This is a genomic window from Algibacter pectinivorans (genome assembly GCF_900112595.1).
Classification (GTDB): domain Bacteria; phylum Bacteroidota; class Bacteroidia; order Flavobacteriales; family Flavobacteriaceae; genus Algibacter_B; species Algibacter_B pectinivorans.
Genome location: NZ_FOMI01000005.1, coordinates 118,448 through 135,988 on the forward strand (window position 1 = coordinate 118,448; position 17,541 = coordinate 135,988).

Sequence of the window (17,541 nt, forward strand, 5' to 3'; positions counted from 1 at the left end):
TATTTCAAAATGAAAAAAAACCTATTATTGTTTTTTTGTTTGCTTACTTTTTTGGCGTTTAGTCAAAACGAAAGAGAGGCTATAAAGCAAATTGATAGTATTAATTCTTCGGCTTTAAAATCCTATAATAACAACAAAATAGTTAAAGCGTTTAATGGTTTTAATGTAGCAAAAAAAATAGCAGATTCTATAAATGATAACTATGGTATAGCGATATCAAATTTTAATCTTGGTAATATTTATCGCTTAATGCATGAAAAAAATAATGCTAAAGATTCTTACTCAATTATGCTAAAAGCCGCAAATGCAATTAAGGATAACTACTTAATTGCTAATGCTTATTTAAACTTGGCAACCTTAACCAAAGAAGATAATTCCTCGCAAGCTACCATAAGCTTGTTTAAAAATGCATTAAAACATATTTCTAAAAACCAATACTTGATTAATGAGAACTATAACCTTAGCCAATATGAAACTTTACTAGTCAAGATAAGGGTAGGTTTAGCAGAGTTTTATATAGAAAATGACTTATTAGAGGAAGGTCAAGTAAATCTATTACATGCCGAAGATATTATTAGTAAAGACTCTTTCTCAAATAACTACCAAAAGGCATCCCTGAATTATATATATGGCTTTTATTTTTTTAAAAAAGAACTTTATAATAACGCAAATGAAAAATTTAATAATGCTATTGTTTTTCTAAATAATGAGCAGTCTATTAACGATGATGATGAGGCACTACTTTTAAGTAAAATCTATAAAAGCTTATCCTTGTCTTATTCGGCAACGGGTCTAAAAGAGCAAGCTTATTTGGCTTTGTTAAAATATGACGAATTTAAGGACGAGTTTCTAAACCAAGAAAAGCTAAAAGAAAATGCTATTTATAAATCTAGATTTTTATTGGCTACCTATAAAAATGAGGCTCAATTGGCAAATAGTGAGAAGTTATATCAGTCAAAAATTGCCGATAAAGTTAAAAAGATAAACATTATAATTATCATTGCCTTAATTCTTTTGTTAGCTACTTTACTCATTTTATATAACTACTACATAGCCAAACGTAGACTATCGGATGCTTTGAAGAAACAAAATACAGAATTAGAAGTAGCTAAAAATGATGCTTTAAAATCGTCGGAATTAAAATCTAAATTTATCTCTAATGTATCTCACGAATTAAGAACACCCCTTTATGGCGTTGTAGGTTTAACATCAATAATGTTAGAAAATAGTAATTTAGATAAGGCTAATGTAAAATATTTAAAATCTCTTAAATACTCGGGCGATTATCTATTAAACCTAATAAACGATGTGTTACAGGTTAGTAAAATTGAATCTAAAAAGTTGGAAATTAATAACACAACGGTGCATTTAAAATCGCTTATTCAAAATGTAACAGATTCTTTCGATTATAGTTTAGGCGAGTCTAACAACCAAATGCATATTTTTATAGACGAGCGTATTCCGGAGTTTATCCTTTGCGATAAATTAAGATTGTCGCAGGTCTTATTTAATTTAATAGGTAATAGTATCAAGTTTACCCAAAATGGAAATATATCTATTAAAGCGAATTTAAAAGAAATAGATAGTGAAAATGTTTTAATATGTTTTGAGGTTGTCGATGATGGACCAGGAATATCTAAAGAGAAACAAGGCTCTATTTTCGATAATTTTATTCAACTAAACGAGAACTCTAATACCGGTTACCAAGGGGCAGGACTGGGGCTTTCTATAGCGAGTAAAATTGTAAAATTATTTAATAGTACTATTGAGCTTGACAGTGAGTTGGGTGTAGGTTCTACCTTTAGCTTTATTGTAAGTTTTAAAATAGATACCAATGCTATAGAGCAAATTAAAAGTGTTAAGGATGAGGATGTACTAACCTCTTATAATCCTGAAAGTTTAAGGATTTTAATAGCAGAGGATAATAAAATTAATCAAATTGTTACAAGTAATTTACTTAAAAAAGAAAACTTTCAATTTGACATTGTTGAGAATGGGTTAGAGGCTTTAAAAGCATTTAAAAATAAAACTTACGATTTAATTTTAATGGATATTAATATGCCGCTAATGGATGGTAACGAAGCTACTTTAAAGATTAGAGAGTTTAATAATCAAATTCCAATAATTGCATTAACAGCTTCGAGTAAAGATGAGTTAATGTTAAATAAACTCGATAAAGGTTTTGATGATATTATAACCAAACCATTTGATAACGATTTGTTCTTTAATACCATTAACAAATTAATTGAAATAAGTAAGACTAGAGGTAATAATGATGGAACTCGCGTTATAAAATTTTCATCATAATTAGCACTTTGGTTTTAATAGATGTTACGCACAACTTTTGTTTATAATTTTCTACTAATAGTCAAGCCATCTCTAATAGGTAATAAAACCGTTTCTACACGTTTATCGTCTTTTAAAAGCGCATTATACTTGATCAATTCTGGTGTAGATACATCGTCCTTTTTAAAGGTGGTGTCAAGCACTTTACCGCTCCATAATACGTTATCCGATAAAATAATACCGCCAGGATTTAGCTTATCTATTATAACATTAAAATAATTGGAGTAGTTTACCTTATCGGCATCAATAAAAACCAAATCGAAAGTAGCATCAAGTTTAGGAATAATGTCTAAAGCGTTTCCTAAATGCTGTTTAATTTGAGGTCCGTAATTAGATTTATCAAAATATTTTCGCTGAAAATCCACTAGTTCTTCATTAATATCAATAGTATGTAATTCTCCGTTATGTTGCATGCCTTCAGCTAAACATAATGCCGAATATCCAGTATATGTTCCAATTTCTAAAATGTTTTTAGGATTCACAAGTTTAGAAATAATGCTTAAAATCCTGCCTTGATAATGCCCACTTAACATTCTAGGTTGTAATATTTTCTGGTAGGTTTCTCGCGTAAGCTGTTGTAGTAATTCTGGTTCGTTTTCCGAATGGGCAACAACGTAATTGTCTAATTCTTCTGTTATAAAATGCATTAACTTAAAATTCTTTTAATCAATTTTTCTTTAGCGCTTTCATCATCGCCACACAGCCATTGTATAACGTTGTTTTCCCAAATATCATCGTACTCCGTTTTATTAATAATGTTTCTGTCAACAGCTAAATCTAATATTTTTCCTGGGTAAGATGATTGTTTATCGCTTTCCATTTCACCTAACGGGTAAGGGTCATCAAGCCCCATAATAACTTGTTTAGATCCATGATTTCTAATTAGCAACTCTAATCCACCTGTGTCGTGTACAAGTGTGTCGAAAAATATGTTTTTATGTCCTACGGCTTTTCTTGGGTGATGTTTGCCTTCAAATAAATCGGGTCTGCCATCAAAACCTTGAATACGTCTGCCTAAGTTAATTTGTGCTAACTGTCCACCATGTGCAAAACAAGTACGCATATTCGGGAATTTATCTTGGTAGCCATTAAGGGTAAAAAAATGATAGGCATCGCCACATTGTGCCAACATCCAAATAAGGTGAAAACGCCACGAGGTATTCTCTAATTTAATAAACTTTTCACCATCATAAGGGTGAATTTCAACAGCCAAATTATATTTATCTGCCAATTCAAAAATAGGCTCATTCTCTTCATCAAAAATACAACGCCATGTACCAATAGTATCCATGTAATGCGTGGGAAGACAAAGTAATTGAAGTCCTAACTGTTCTACACAACGTTCAATTTCCCAACATGCACTTCTTATAAACGCAGGGTGTACCACAAAACCGCAAGTAAATTTACTTGGGTTTTCTTGCTGCATTTTTGCATTAAAATCATTTTGAAAACGCAAGGCTTTTTTCATTTCCTCAACACGTAAGCCATTACCATAAAGTTGCGATAAATTTAAAACTACAGCATGATCTAGCTTGTTACGCTCCATCCATTCTAACTTTTCATCTAAGAAAAAACTAGAATCTGTAACAGGACGTTTCCAATCCTTTTGAAGCATAAATTTTCTATCCTTATCTACCCAAAAAATACCTTTTTCGCGCATAAATTCAGGAATTTGCTCCGGGTAAGGTAGTAAATGTGAATGACCGTTTATTCGTAATTTACGTTTCATGTATAGGTCCTGAGAGGTCAGGAATCTTTAATAGTTTATAATTTTAATCAATTTTAACCTTCTGTGGTGGTTGCATAACCTCACCACAATTAGGGCAGCTTCGTTTTTCTTTATTGCCATAATATTTATCGAATATTTTAGGCATATCGGTTTCAATATTTTCAACGGTAAAATCCTCTTCATAAAGTTTGGTTACGCAATTTTCGCAAAACCAAAGCAATGCATCACGCATACCTTCCGGCCGTTTGTATTCAATAACTAAACCCACAGTGTTAGCACCTCGTTGCGGAGAATGTGGCACTTTAGGCGGTAGCAAATAAATATCACCTTCCTTAATATGCACATCTTTAGGCGTGCCTTTGTCAATAATTTTTAATACAATATCACCTTCAACTTGGTAGAAAAACTCTGGCGTTTCATTATAATGATAATCCTTTCTATTGTTAGGTCCACCAACAACCATAACAATAAAATCGCCATCTTTCCACACCACTTTATTTCCAACTGGTGGTTTTAAAAGATGTCTGTTTTCTTCAATCCAAGCTTTAAAATTTATAGGCGATGTTAGGTTACTCATAATGGAAGCCCCTATTAATCTCCGCAAGGGGAGAAACTCAAAACGGGGATTTGAGTTAGTGTTAAAATTTCAATTTCAATTTTAGTTTAAAGATAAAAAAGATAAATTGATTACGCTAATTTCTCCCCCCTTTTGGGAGAGCTACAAAGATTTGGTTCGTCCACCATCAACAGGCACATTTACACCATTAATATAAGCAGCAGGCGTACTAGCTAAAAAGGTAATAACGCTAGCCGTTTCTTCAGGTTTAGCAAAACGTTTAGCAGGCGTGTAATTTTTCATTATTTCTGCCATATCTTCTAAAGAACGGTTTTCGAGGTTCGCTTTAATTTTAATTATTTCGTTTAAACGTTCGGTTTCTGTAAAACCAGGAAGGACGTTGTTTACTGTAATACCAAATTCAGCTACTTCGGTAGCTAAAGTTTTACTCCAATTGCCAACAGCACCTCTAATAGTATTGCTAACACCTAAACCAGGAATGGGCTCTTTTACCGACGTAGAAATCACATTAATAATACGACCAAAACCTTCTTCTTTCATAAACGGAATGGTGGCTTGAGCTATTAAATGATTGCATTTAAGATGCATGGTAAATGCATTTTCAAAAGCTTCTAAGCTAGCTGTTAAAATTTCGCCACTTCTAGGGCCTCCTGTATTGTTTATTACAATATGAAACCCGTGTTCTTTCTCAATACATTTAATTAGTTGCTCTTGTAACTCTCGTGGGTTTAAAAAATCGGCAACAATGTAATTATGGTTTCTATGGTTTGGTAATTCTTCTAAAACGGCTTTTAGTTTTTCTCTGTTTCTAGCTACAAGGGTTACATGAACACCTTCGTTGGCCAACGCTATTGCAGTGGCTTTACCTATGCCTCGTGTACTTCCGCAAACTAATGCGTATTTTTTGTTAAGTTTTAAATCCATAGAGTATACACTTTAATATTTTTATTAAGTTTCTAATTTAACCCTGCAATTCTATCGTCATCTAAAATAGATTTGGTTTCTTGCTTTACTCGATTTAAAACGAGCTTTAAATCGTCATTGCTAGTAATTAAGCCATCGGTTAATAAATTTAAAATAGCTTTGTCTTGTGCGCGTCCTTTTAACATAGCTTCTCTGTAACCTATATGTTCGTTAAAAGTTACTAAAGAGTATTTTGAAGCATATTCATTTGGAAATTCTTTTTCTAAAGCCATTTCCAATTTACGCTTTTCTTGAAAAATGGCCTGATTAACATGACCTTTCATTTCATGAAAATTATCGATAGCTAAATCTGCAATGGCATCGGTGTCTTTTTTACGGTTGCTTTCATAAGTTTTAAAAATGGTTTCCCAATCTTTTAAACCTTGATCTAGTACTTGGTCTAGCTCCACAACATCTTCAAAGGAAGCATTCATGCCTTGACCGTAAAACGGAACAATGGCATGGGCAGCATCGCCCATTAATAACGTATTGCCTTTGTAGTGCCATGGCGAACATTTTATAGTACCCAAAGGCGATGTTGGGTTAGTAAAAAAGTCGTCCAAGAGGTTTGGCATTAAAGCTAAGGCATCTGGAAATTCGTTTTGGAAAAATTTTAGAACACGTTCCTTGGTAGTTAAATTGTTAAAATTGTATTGGCCTTCTTCATAACTTAAAAATAGTGTTACGGTAAAACTGCCATCTAAATTGGGTAGGGCAATAAGCATAAAGCTACCACGAGGCCATATATGAAGCGCGTTTTTATAGGCTTTAAAATCGCCATTTGGTTGTGGTAAAATACTTAATTCCTTATAACCATGGGTTAAATAGGCTTGCGAGAAACTAAACAAGAATTTTTTTCCTAAATAATAACTTTTACGCAATGCAGAACCTGCGCCATCTGTGGCTATTATAACATCGGCATCCTCAATAAATTCTTTTTTTGAAATATAATCTTTAAAAAGAGCTGTTGTATTTTCAAAATTAACAGATTTACATTTACAATTAAATTGAATATTTACCTTGTCATGTTTTTCGGCTTCATTTAAAAGTAAAGCATTTAAATCGCCGCGTGAAATGGAATTGATGTATTCATACTCCCTACCGCTATAGTTCGATTGGAAGGTGTTGCCATGTGTATCATGAATCATGCGGCCATTCATGGGGATGCATAGTCCCTTTACTTTATCTTCTAAACCAACTAATTTCATGGCTTTATTGCCGCGATCTGAAAAAGCTAAATTAATAGAGCGTCCTGCAGAAATATCTACTTTACGTAAATCTGGACGCATTTCGTAAACGTTTACGTTAAAACCTCTTTGTGCCAAGCGTAAGGCTAGAAGTGAACCGCATAATCCGGCGCCTATAATTAATACGTTTTGAGCCTCTCCTAAACCCTCTCCAAAGGAGAGAACTTTTTTAGTCTGTTTATTCATTTCGTTTTTGTTTTATTCCTTCTCAGTTCCCTCTCTTTTGGATAGGGTTAGAGAGAGGTGTTCAACCAATCTATACACATCTTCAAATGAATTATAAAGCGGAACAGGAGCACACCTAATAACATCGGGTTCTCTCCAATCGCTAATTATACCCGCTTCGGTTAATTTATTATGTAACGTTTTATCTGCGTTTTTTACTTGGATAGATAGTTGGCAACCGCGTTCGTTTGGGCTAGTTGGCGTAATAATTTTAATAGTGTCCTCGCCTAATTGCTTGATTAAAAACTCGAAATAGCCTGTTAATTTTTTAGATTTTTTAATGAGGTTTTCAAAGCCAACTTCATTAAACATATCTAACGAGGCTCTTATTGCTGCCATCGATAAAATGGGCGGGTTACTTAATTGCCAACCTTCGGCACCAGGCATTTGGTCGAACTCATCGCGCATTCTAAAACGTGTTTGCTTATTATGGCTCCACCATCCTGTAAATCGGTTTAAGTCTTTTCTGTGAGCATGACGCTCATGTACAAAGCAGCCACCTAGACTTCCTGGTCCAGAATTTAAATATTTATAAGTACACCAAACGGCAAAATCCGCCCCAGAATCATGGAGGTTTAATGCCACGTTTCCTGCACCGTGGGCGCAATCAAAGCCTACATTACAACCATGTTTATGACCTAGGTTTGTTATGCGTTTTAAATCGAAAAACTGACCGGTGTAATAGTTAACACCGCCAATCATTATAAGGGCAATTTCATCGCCTTGTTCTTTAAGGATTTGTTCTAAATCCTCATAGTTTAGTAGGTCTTCACCTTGTCTTGGTTTCCATAATACAACACCTTCTTTATCATCGAACCCATGATGGCGAAGTTGCGACTCTACAGCATATTTATCAGAAGGAAAGGCATCACTTTCAATAAGAATTTTATATCGCGTTTTTGTAGGTTTATAAAACGACACCATCATAAAGTGTAAGTTGGCTGTTAGCGTATTCATAACAATCACTTCAATAGGTTTTGCGCCTACAACTTTAGCCATACTTTCGGTTAAAAACTCATGATAGGGTAGCCATGGGTTTTTAGCTTCAAAATGTCCTTCAACGCCTAAATTAGCCCAATCCTTCAACTCTTGGTTTACGTAAGTTGCGGTTTGCTTGGGTTGCAATCCTAGTGAGTTTCCAGTCATGTAAATCCATGACTTACCTTGTTTGTCTTTAGGAATATGAAACTGCTCTCGGTATGTTTTTAAAGCGTCGTTTTGGTCCTGTTCTAAAGCGTAATTAAGACCTAATTTGTAATCGGACAAAGTGTTTTGGTTTTGGGTTGCTAACAAAAATAAGAATTATAATGTTAGAAAAGAATAGCAAAACTAAATAGACTTAAAAAGGAAAAGCGCTTCAACCATTGATTGAAGCGCTTTAATATATATAGACGCATATAGCGGAAAAATAACTGTTATACTTTATATACGCCTTAAGTCGTTGTTTAGATGTTTTACTTACTAAAAAAGTGTAAAAAGATTAGTCTTTTTTAATTTTTATGTCTGTTAAAGTTAAATTCCAATCGCCATCGGCCTTTTTATGATCTAAGGCTATTTTTATACCATTAAAATCTTGGTAACTCTCAAACGTATTTATTAATCCGGCTGTAGTAGCGTTTCCTTTTCTAAAGGCCCATTCTTTAATTATAAAATCGTTATCATAATAAATATCGTAAGCATCACCTGGTGTATAACCGCCCGTGTCTGGATAGGTAACCGTTATTTTATTAAGCTGTTTTTTATGTATTGGAGATTCTTCGGTAGTTGGTTTAGACAGTGTGGTACCTTGGTCCCAAACCAATTGAAACGGTATAAGCAGCCAAAATTTATCATTAATAAAGGCTCTATCGGCTTTTATAGATGTACTATCTAAAGCGGTTCTGTTATAGTTAATGGTGTCTTTATCGGTAATTAGCGTAACAGCGTTAGTTTTTGGTTTCCAAACCCAACTTCTTTTATTAAAAAAGGTAAACTGAATTTCAGAAACAGCATTCCAGTTGTCAAACCCATGTGCATTAGCTATTTTTTGAGCTATACTTATTTCTTTTATAGCTTTTTCTTCCTTTTGTTTACAGGAAAGGCTAAATGCAATTAGGCAAACGGCTACTAATAATTTTTTCATAATTTAGAGTTTTTACAAAGATATCATTTGGAAATGAGTAACTACGATAATTATTTTAACACGAATAAAAGCACCTGGAATGAAAAAGTAAAAACTCATGCTAAAAGTGATATGTATGATTTGGAAACCTTTAAAAACGGAAAATCCTCTTTAATATCTTTTGAATTAGAAGCTTTAAGAGATGTAAAAGGAAAATCGCTATTGCATTTACAGTGTCATTTTGGGCAAGATACTTTGAGTTGGAGCAGGATGTGAGCCAAGTGCACAGGTGTAGATTTGAGTGATGAAGGTATAAAACTAGCACAACAATTAAATGATGAATTAAAGCTTGACGCAGAATTTGTTTGTTGTAATGTTTTGGATACTTCGGAATTTATAAAGGAAGAATTCGATATTGTTTATACCACGTATGGCGTTATAGGATGGTTGCCAGATTTAAAACCTTGGGGCAAAATGATTGCTGAACGTTTAAAAAAAGGAGGCACCTTTTTTATAGCTGAATTTCATCCGATAGTGTGGATGTTTGATTATTTGCACGATAAACCCGTAATGCGATATGGTTATATGCAAGACGAGGTTATTTATGAAGAATATGAAGGCACTTACGCTAACCAAAACTCTAAAATGATAAGCAAGGAATATGGTTGGAACCATGGTTTAAGTGAAGTGATTAATGCTTTAACCGATGCTGGATTGCAAATAGAATATCTAAAGGAGTTTTATGAAAGCCCTTATGATGTGTTGACTAATTTAACAAAGACGGATTCTGGTATGTTTGTAACAAAAGATAAATTGTATCCTTTAATTTTTATTTTGAAGGCTAGAATGATTTAGTATGTACAAGAATTTGAATGTTTACTCAATCTTTTTTTTAGATTCAATTGATTTTATAATATTTTTAAGAAACTTTAAGGATGGATTAATGACTTGGTTTTTAATAGTTAACCCGAAATGTATTTTCCATACTTGATTTTTCTGAGTAAATGAATCGTTAAGCTTGAGAGCAAAAAACAAATTATTGTTGTTATTGGAATGGCTATAATTGGATTAATAAAAGACCAATTAATACCAATAAAATTTAAAATGGTTAATATTAGTAAATGAAGTAAATAAATCCCGAAGCTTTGATCACTGAAAAAACAAATTATTTGTTTTGTTTTTTTATTTTTAATACTAGTGTTTTTAAGCATTAAAAACATACCAGCAGAGCTAAGTATTACATTTGGAGCTAAATATTTATAAAAATATTCCGAAAATTCATTTTTTGACACAGTTATACCATAAGTGCCGACAATGGTAATTATTAATCCTATTAAGAACATTGAAATTGGGATGTATTTGTTTTTAATTTTAAAGTTTGATAAGTAATAACCTAATACAATATATCCAATATATCCTGCAAAATTTGTTAAAGGAATTTTTGGTAAGTATAGTTTATAATTTTGAAGACTATAAATAATTGTTACCAACCAAATTATTAAAAAATATAAAATTTCATTGTTACTTGAGTTTTTCACCCATTTTCTTAAAATTGGTATAAATAAATATAGGCCAAGTAAAGTGTAAACAAACCACAAGTGATGTTGACTTCCATTGAAAATTTTTCTTATAACTAGTTTTGTGAAATCTATTAAAGTATATGATTTTTTTCCATTTAAAACATGATCATAGATTATGTAAACTAAACTCCAGAAAATGAAAGGAGGAATTATTCGCCAAAACCTCTTTTTTAAAAAAGAATTTAGGTTGTAATCTTTACTAAGTAATAATGCGCCACTAAGCATAAAAAATAACGGCACGCAAAATCTAACAGCGCCATTATAGATATTACCTATCATCCAAATATTGTCTGGGATATTTCCATATTTAGGGATAATAGGGGAGGCAACGTGTAACATGACGACGGCAAGTGTAGATATTACTCTAATATTATCTAGCCAAATTAGTTTTCCTTTCAATATATTTTTATGATTAGGTAACTCATTAAAGTTTCCAATAGTTAAACGAAAGTAGCTGAATATTTGTAGAATTCAAATTTTAGATAATCTATTTTAAGGATTTCAATTCACGTTTTAAAACCCCGAAGATGCCAAAAAAAAATTTAGTTAAATTTTAATGAGTTACTTCTTTTAAAAATTTTTTAGGGAATTTGGACTTAAATCGATTTAACCGAGGTACCGATACGTTTTTAATATATGGGTGGTTTGGGTGTAATTTCTCGTAATTTTGATGATAGTCTTCGGCTAACCAGAATTTTTGGAAAGGATACACTTCGGCCGCAATGGTTACATTTAACTTTTTTGCTAATGCTTCTTTTTTCTTTAATATGATTTGCTTTTGCGCTTCGTTTTGGTAAAAAAGTATAGAGCGGTATTGGGACCCGCGGTCGTTACCTTGTCCGTTTACTTGGGTTACGTTTTGCGATGCAAAATAAACATCTACCAAAGTTTCAAAACTTACTATGTTAGGGTCGTAAATAATTTCTACTGCTTCGGCATGTCCTGTTTTTCCTGTGTTGCTTGAGGCGTAGGTAGGGTTTTTGGTGTGTCCGCCGGAATATCCAGATATAGATTCCTCAACGCCTTTTACGCTTTCGTAAATGGCTTCTACGCACCAAAAGCATCCGCTAGCAAAGTAGGCTTTAGCTTTTCCGTTTTTTATAGGGACTTCAATGGGGTCTGCATTTATAACGGCGTCTTGTTTTTTTGATGTTTGTGCTGAATTTTGACAACTAAAAAATAAGGTTAAGGCTAATATTGATATGATATTTTTCATAAATTTTTCTTTGTTTAGACGTATAAATGTATGAAACCTTAAATGGTTGGTGTTAATGTTGTTTTAAAATTGTTTTTTGTTGGTGTGTGCCAGCCGTAAACTAAGGCGTGTTGCAGGCAAGCAAGCCCGCGTTAGGGATTGCAACGGAAAGTCCACAGCCCGACGAAGGAGGTGCGAGGACTTGTAGAGGAAAGCCCGACCCTTTAGGGTAACCTGCCTGCCTGCCGGCAGGCGCCCAAATTATGGGGTATAAAAAAAGCCTTCAAAATTAATTGAAGGCCTAATTATATGTAATTATAATGGATTATAGTTTAGAAAACAATTTTTCCATTTTTGCTTTTTGCTCTTCGGCTAGTTCTGCATCGACTAAAATACGTCCACTATGCTCGTCTGTAATTACTTTTTTACGTGAAGCAATTTCTACCTGTACTTGTGGCGGAATGGTGAAGAATGATCCTCCAGAGGCACCTCTTTCGATTGGCACAACTGCTAATCCATTCTTTACGTTTGTTCTAATTCTAGTGTATGCTTTAACTAAGCGCTCTTCGATTTGCTTTTTGTATTCTTCAGACTTACCAATTAAAGCTTGTTCTTCTTTTTCGGTTTCGGCTAAAATAGCATCTAACTCACTCTTTTTGTGTTTTAAGTGGTTTTCTCGCTCTTTTAAACGGTCTTTAGTTTCAGAAATAACAACTTTTTTCTGCTCTATTTGAGCTTTAAATTCTTTAATGTGTTTTTCTGCTAACTCAATTTCTAATTCTTGAAATTCTACTTCTTTGGTAAGAGAGTTGAATTCTCTGTTATTTCTAACGTTTTTTTGTTGCTCGCTATATTTTTTTATTAAAGCTTTAGATTCTTCAATTGAGTTTTTCTTGCTAACAATATCGTTATCTACAACTTCTAAATTGGCAACAAGTTTTTCTAATCTTATGTTTAATCCAGCAACTTCATCTTCTAAATCTCGAACTTCTAAAGGAAGTTCTCCACGAACATTTCTAATTTCATCAATTCGTGAATCGATGAGTTGTAAATCGTATAAAGCTCTTAAACGCTCTTCAACAGTTACTTCTTTCTTTTTAGCCATACTTTAAAAATACTTAACAGGATTGGTATTTATCTTTGATAAAATGATTGCAAAATTAGTAATTTTTTTTGTAAGATATGCTACTAAAAGGTTTTTTGTGTATTGTTCGCTTTCGTAATGTCCAATATCTGCCAAAAGTATGGTGTTTTCGGCTGTAAAAAAATCGTGATATTTTAAATCGGCCGTTATAAAAGCATCGGCACCAGCGCCTTTAGCAGCATTAATGGCAAAACTTCCGGAGCCGCCTAACACCGCCACGCGTTTTATGTTTTTATTTAATAATGCGGAATGCCTTACGCATTTGGTGTTCATTTTTGTTTTTAGATGGTTTAAAAACTGATTTTCGTCCATGGATTCGGCAAATTCGCCAATCATTCCCATACCAATATTCTGGTTTTTGTTTTCTATGGTAGTAATTTCATAGGCTACTTCTTCGTAAGAATGGGTTTTAAAAAGCGTGTTTAAAATGTTGTTTTGCAAATGTTTTGCAAAGGTTACCGTAACTTTTGTTTCCGGCTCGGTATGGGTTTCTCCTTTTTTGCCCAGTGTAGGTTTGGCATGCTCATTGGCTTTATAAGTGCCTTGGCCTTCTATATTAAAACTACAATTGGAGTAATTACCTATGTTACCGGCTCCTGCATTAAATAGAGCGTCTCTTAGTTGTTGGGCTTCATTTTTTGGCACGTAGGTGGTTAGTTTTTTTATGGTAGCGCTTTGTGGTATTAAAATGCGTTTATTGGTGAGTTGTAATTGGTTACAAATCATATCGTTTACACCTTGTTGTGCATTATCTAGAGCGGTATGAATGCTAAAAATTGCTATATCGTGTTTTATGGCCTTTAAAACAATACGCTCTACGTAATTGTTACCTGTTAGTTTTTTTAGGCCTTTAAATATAATAGGGTGGAAGCTTACAATCATGTTGCAGTTTGTTTCAATAGCCTCATCTACAACAGCTTCAAGAGTATCTAGAGTAACTAATATTCCTGTTACCTTGTTGTTTTTATTGCCTACTAAAAGGCCAACATTATCGAAATCTTCGGCGTAAGCTAATGGTGCTAACGCTTCTAAATGATTTATAACGTCTTGTATAATCATATTAATTGGTGTTTAATTTCAAAGATAAAATAATTACTTTCACCTTAACTAATTATTTTTAGCGTGTTATTACATGTTGTTTAATTTAATAATTATATTTCCAACCTAAAATGTAATTTCGCAGTAATGAATATTATTAGAAAACTATTATTTCCCATTGTACCCATTTATTTTTTGGTGACTTGGTTGCGAAATAAATTGTACGATTTTGGTATTAAAAAATCCAAGTCCTATGATTTGCCCATTATTTGCGTTGGTAATTTAAGCGCGGGTGGCACAGGAAAAACACCTATGATTGAGTATTTAATAAGGCTATTAAAGGACGATTATAAAGTAGCCACATTAAGTCGTGGTTATAAACGTAAAACGGAAGGCTTTCAGTTAGCAAATAAAGAGGCTACAGCAGATACCATTGGCGATGAGCCCTTTCAATTTTATACCAAATACAAGGGTTCTGTTTTAGTAGCCGTTGATGCGAATAGGCAACATGGTATTGAAATGCTACAAAATGATAAGCCGGATGTTATATTATTAGATGATGCTTACCAACACCGTAAGGTTAGTGCTGGATTTAAAATTTTATTAACCACTTATGCTAATCCTTTTTTTAAGGATATTGTTTTACCAACAGGTAATTTAAGAGAGCCACGAAGAGGAATGCTTAGGGCAGATGTTATTGTGGTTACCAAATGCCCTAAGGGCTTAAGTGCTAGCGAAAAAAGCAATATTATTAAGCGTATAAACCCCAAAACGCATCAGGATGTTTTTTTTAGTAGTATAGATTATGCTGAATTTGTTATTGCGGCCAATAAAACAGAAGTAATAGAGAGTTTAGGGCATTTTACTTTGGTTACTGGTATAGCAAATGCGAAACCATTGGTGAATTATTTGAATGAAAAAAACTTAAATTTTGAGCATTTAAATTTTAAAGATCATTACAATTTTACATTAAACGATATTGAGAATTTAGCGCAAAAGGAGCTTATTGTAACCACCGAAAAAGATTACATGCGGTTAAAACAATACGATAGTTTAAAAGAAAAATTGTTCTATTTACCTATTACGGTTCATGTTGATAATGCCGCAAAGTTAAATACCTTAGTTAAAACGTTTGTTACGCATTAGTTTCTGGTACCTTATTTTTGTTTGTTAAGGCGTTATAAAGTTTTTTCTCGAACTCTTCTTGCTTAAATGGTTTAGGGATAATATCGGTAAAGCCAGCTTCGTCAAATTCTTGCATTTTATCTTCTATAGTTACCGCGGTTAAAGCAAAAATGGTAAGGTCTTTATCAAACTCTCTTACACGCTTGGTAGCTTCCATACCACTTATACCTGGCATGTGAATATCCATAAGGATAATGTTATAGTCATTATTACGAATTCTTTCAACAGCTTCTTCACCATTGTCTACAATATCGCATTTAAGTTCCATTTTTGTTAAAATCTTTTTGGTAATCATTTGGTTAATTTTATTGTCTTCAACAACCAGTATTTTAACTTTAGATAAATCTATATCGTCTGTATTACCATCAAAATATGCTACTTTTGTTTCTTCAGCCTCAATAATGTTTGTTTGTTCAAGCGGAATTTCAAAGTAAAATGTTGTTCCTTTATTTAATTCACTTTTTACGTAAATTGTACCTTTTAGAATATCTATTAAGCCTTTAACGATGGATAGTCCTAGACCAGTACCACCGTACTTGCGGTTAATTTGAATAGATCCTTGAGAAAAGCTTTCGAACATGTGATCTTGCTTTTCTTGACTTATACCAATACCATTGTCCTCTATCTCAAAACGAAGGGTGTATATTTTGCCTTCTTCTTCAATTTTATAAACGCGAATCCAAATATCACCGTTTTTTGTAAATTTAATAGAGTTGCCTACTAAGTTTATCAAAATCTGTGAAATTTTTAACTGATCGGCAATAAAAAATTCAGGTAGTTCTTTTTCGTATTCTAAATGAATTTTAATGTTATTATCTAAGGCTGAATTGTTAAGAGCTAAAATTATGTTTTTTATTTTCTTTTTTAGGCTGAATGATTCTGGTTCTACATTAACCTTGTTGGCTTCTATTTTGTTTATTTGAAGGATGTCGTTAATAAACGTTAAAAGGTAGTCTCCAGAGAATTTAAGCGATTTTAAATGTTGTACTTGTTCTGGCCTCGGGTTTTCGTCTAGTAACATATTACTTAATCCGGTAACAGCATACAAAGGTGTTCGAAGCTCGTGTGTTACTGTTGATAAAAAATTGGCTTTGGTTTTTGATGCTAATTCTGCTTTTTCTTTGGCGATAATAAGTTCTCCATTTTTTTTATGAAGCATATTATTGGTTTTGAGTCTTATGTTGTTGTTTTTGTAAAGTGATAATGTTAAAAGTGCCAAAATAGTAATTAAAGCAACACTTAATATAGATATAAAAGCATTTAGGTTTTTATCGTCCTCAGCTTTTTCTAATTTTTGTATGATTTCATTATTTTTTTCAATTTCGGCATTTAGTCTAAATTCGGCTTTTTGGTTTCTTGATGATTTAATTTTGGTTAGACCTCTTATTGAATCTGATAAGTTTAAGTGTGCCTTTAAATAATCCCTAGATAGTTTGTATTGTTCTAGTTTATTATATAAGTCGCTAGCAATAAGTAAGCCTTGATTGCTAACATTTGTTTGTTTGTATAGTTTTGCAATTTGAAGCCCTTCCAAAACTGCTTGTAATGCTTTCTCGTTGTTACTAAGTTTGTTGTATACCTTAGCATGGTTAATTAAGGCTTCACTTTGTAAGTTGTAGTAGTCATACTTTTTAGCCATCGCTAAGGCTTGTTCAATAATGTCTCTAGCGTTTTTGTAATTTTTTAGCTGATAATATGTTTTACCCTCGGCTAATAGTGTTTCGGCTAATTCTTGATTTAATTCTTCTTCTTGAAATTTTGATTTTGCTGCGGTATAAGAATCTAGTGCAGAATAGTAATCTTTTTTTGCTAAATAGACATCACCAAAGGTTTTGTACGAGTTTCCAAGGTTGGCATTGTCGTTTATAATACGTTGTATTTCGATAGCTTTATTAAGGGATTTTATAGCGTTATCCTCTTCTTCTATAACCAATTCGATTTTACCTTTAACCGCATGTATAATACCAAGGCTTTTTTTGTTATCTGCTATAATTGCTAGTTCTAATGCGTTATCGAGATTTTTTTTTGCTTTAAAATAATTAAAGTTTTCCAACTCAAGTTTAGATTGTGCAATCCAATAATTAATATTGTTTTGCACTAACTCCGGGTCTTTTTCATGAGATTGCTGCGCATAAACAGCAGTACTAATGAGTAGGATAAATAGGAGTAATATTTTAATTAGTTTAAGCATTTTCAAATAATGATCCTGAC

General features: G+C 32.8%; 14 protein-coding genes and 1 pseudogene. 3 read left to right on the plus strand and 12 right to left on the minus strand.

All coding sequences use genetic code 11. The features are described from left to right. Positions 1–9: 9 nt before the first annotated feature. Positions 10–2,307, plus strand: coding sequence for a response regulator (locus BMY96_RS09045; protein WP_175473546.1), 2,298 nt, complete (start codon positions 10–12; stop codon positions 2,305–2,307). Positions 2,308–2,348: 41 nt separating this feature from the next. Here BMY96_RS09045 and BMY96_RS09050 read toward each other — a convergent pair whose 3' ends face one another. From BMY96_RS09050 to BMY96_RS09080, 7 genes are all read right to left on the minus strand, one after another. Next, on the minus strand, positions 2,349–2,993 hold the full coding sequence (locus BMY96_RS09050; RefSeq protein WP_092851466.1) for an O-methyltransferase: 645 nt from the start codon (positions 2,991–2,993) through the stop codon (positions 2,349–2,351). Beyond that, positions 2,993–4,075, minus strand: coding sequence for an amidohydrolase family protein (locus BMY96_RS09055; protein ID WP_092851467.1), 1,083 nt, complete (start codon positions 4,073–4,075; stop codon positions 2,993–2,995). Before BMY96_RS09055 ends, BMY96_RS09050 begins: the two co-directional genes overlap by 1 nt. Positions 4,076–4,118: 43 nt before the next feature. Further along, positions 4,119–4,652 carry a 3-hydroxyanthranilate 3,4-dioxygenase gene (locus tag BMY96_RS09060; RefSeq protein ID WP_092851468.1) on the minus strand — a complete coding sequence of 178 codons (534 nt, stop codon included), beginning with the start codon at positions 4,650–4,652 and terminating at the stop codon, positions 4,119–4,121. 141 nt (positions 4,653–4,793) lie between these two features. Beyond that, entirely contained in the window at positions 4,794–5,576 is a 783-nt protein-coding gene (locus BMY96_RS09065; protein ID WP_092851470.1) for an SDR family oxidoreductase, read from the minus strand. 32 nt (positions 5,577–5,608) lie between these two features. Then, positions 5,609–7,048 (minus strand): FAD-dependent oxidoreductase, encoded by a 1,440-nt coding sequence (locus BMY96_RS09070; protein ID WP_092851471.1) that lies wholly within the window; start codon positions 7,046–7,048, stop codon positions 5,609–5,611. Between the two features lie 12 nt (positions 7,049–7,060). Continuing rightward, complete coding sequence (gene kynU / locus BMY96_RS09075; RefSeq protein ID WP_092851676.1) at positions 7,061–8,353, minus strand: kynureninase; 1,293 nt, start codon at positions 8,351–8,353, stop codon at positions 7,061–7,063. 214 nt (positions 8,354–8,567) lie between these two features. Next, positions 8,568–9,209: a hypothetical protein gene (locus BMY96_RS09080; RefSeq protein WP_092851472.1), complete on the minus strand. Its 642-nt coding sequence runs from the start codon at positions 9,207–9,209 to the stop codon at positions 8,568–8,570. A 33-nt stretch (positions 9,210–9,242) separates the two neighbouring features. Here BMY96_RS09080 and BMY96_RS09085 point away from each other — a divergent pair. Continuing rightward, positions 9,243–10,043: pseudogene (locus BMY96_RS09085) on the plus strand (class I SAM-dependent methyltransferase). 107 nt (positions 10,044–10,150) lie between these two features. On the opposite strand, the gene BMY96_RS09090 reads toward BMY96_RS09085, so the two are convergent. From BMY96_RS09090 to BMY96_RS09105, 4 genes are all read right to left on the minus strand, one after another. Next, positions 10,151–11,167: an acyltransferase gene (locus BMY96_RS09090; protein ID WP_139205234.1), complete on the minus strand. Its 1,017-nt coding sequence runs from the start codon at positions 11,165–11,167 to the stop codon at positions 10,151–10,153. Between the two features lie 154 nt (positions 11,168–11,321). Beyond that, positions 11,322–11,984 (minus strand): peptide-methionine (S)-S-oxide reductase MsrA, encoded by a 663-nt coding sequence (msrA, locus tag BMY96_RS09095; protein ID WP_092851475.1) that lies wholly within the window; start codon positions 11,982–11,984, stop codon positions 11,322–11,324. A gap of 304 nt (positions 11,985–12,288) precedes the next feature. Beyond that, positions 12,289–13,068, minus strand: a complete 780-nt coding sequence (locus tag BMY96_RS09100) for a zinc ribbon domain-containing protein (RefSeq protein WP_092851477.1) — start codon at positions 13,066–13,068, stop codon at positions 12,289–12,291. A gap of 3 nt (positions 13,069–13,071) precedes the next feature. Then, on the minus strand, positions 13,072–14,166 hold the full coding sequence (locus BMY96_RS09105; protein WP_092851479.1) for a Nif3-like dinuclear metal center hexameric protein: 1,095 nt from the start codon (positions 14,164–14,166) through the stop codon (positions 13,072–13,074). Between the two features lie 126 nt (positions 14,167–14,292). Here BMY96_RS09105 and lpxK point away from each other — a divergent pair, with 126 nt between their 5' ends. Beyond that, positions 14,293–15,291, plus strand: a complete 999-nt coding sequence (gene lpxK, locus BMY96_RS09110) for a tetraacyldisaccharide 4'-kinase (protein WP_092851480.1) — start codon at positions 14,293–14,295, stop codon at positions 15,289–15,291. On the opposite strand, the gene BMY96_RS09115 is transcribed toward lpxK, so the two are convergent. Then, positions 15,281–17,521, minus strand: coding sequence for an ATP-binding response regulator (locus BMY96_RS09115; protein WP_092851481.1), 2,241 nt, complete (start codon positions 17,519–17,521; stop codon positions 15,281–15,283). The genes lpxK and BMY96_RS09115 overlap by 11 nt on opposite strands. Positions 17,522–17,541: the final 20 nt, after the last annotated feature.

Excerpts from the sequence above, each read along its gene's own strand:
- BMY96_RS09045 (WP_175473546.1), top strand. The coding sequence starts at position 10 with ATGAAAAAAAACCTATTATTGTTTTTTTGTTTGCTTACTTTTTTGGCG.
- BMY96_RS09050 (WP_092851466.1), bottom strand. The coding sequence starts at position 2,993 with ATGCATTTTATAACAGAAGAATTAGACAATTACGTTGTTGCCCATTCG.
- BMY96_RS09055 (WP_092851467.1), bottom strand. The coding sequence starts at position 4,075 with ATGAAACGTAAATTACGAATAAACGGTCATTCACATTTACTACCTTAC.
- BMY96_RS09060 (WP_092851468.1), bottom strand. The coding sequence starts at position 4,652 with ATGAGTAACCTAACATCGCCTATAAATTTTAAAGCTTGGATTGAAGAA.
- BMY96_RS09065 (WP_092851470.1), bottom strand. The coding sequence starts at position 5,576 with ATGGATTTAAAACTTAACAAAAAATACGCATTAGTTTGCGGAAGTACA.
- BMY96_RS09070 (WP_092851471.1), bottom strand. The coding sequence starts at position 7,048 with ATGAATAAACAGACTAAAAAAGTTCTCTCCTTTGGAGAGGGTTTAGGA.
- BMY96_RS09080 (WP_092851472.1), bottom strand. The coding sequence starts at position 9,209 with ATGAAAAAATTATTAGTAGCCGTTTGCCTAATTGCATTTAGCCTTTCC.
- msrA (WP_092851475.1), bottom strand. The coding sequence starts at position 11,984 with ATGAAAAATATCATATCAATATTAGCCTTAACCTTATTTTTTAGTTGT.
- BMY96_RS09100 (WP_092851477.1), bottom strand. The coding sequence starts at position 13,068 with ATGGCTAAAAAGAAAGAAGTAACTGTTGAAGAGCGTTTAAGAGCTTTA.
- BMY96_RS09105 (WP_092851479.1), bottom strand. The coding sequence starts at position 14,166 with ATGATTATACAAGACGTTATAAATCATTTAGAAGCGTTAGCACCATTA.
- lpxK (WP_092851480.1), top strand. The coding sequence starts at position 14,293 with ATGAATATTATTAGAAAACTATTATTTCCCATTGTACCCATTTATTTT.
- BMY96_RS09115 (WP_092851481.1), bottom strand. The coding sequence starts at position 17,521 with ATGCTTAAACTAATTAAAATATTACTCCTATTTATCCTACTCATTAGT.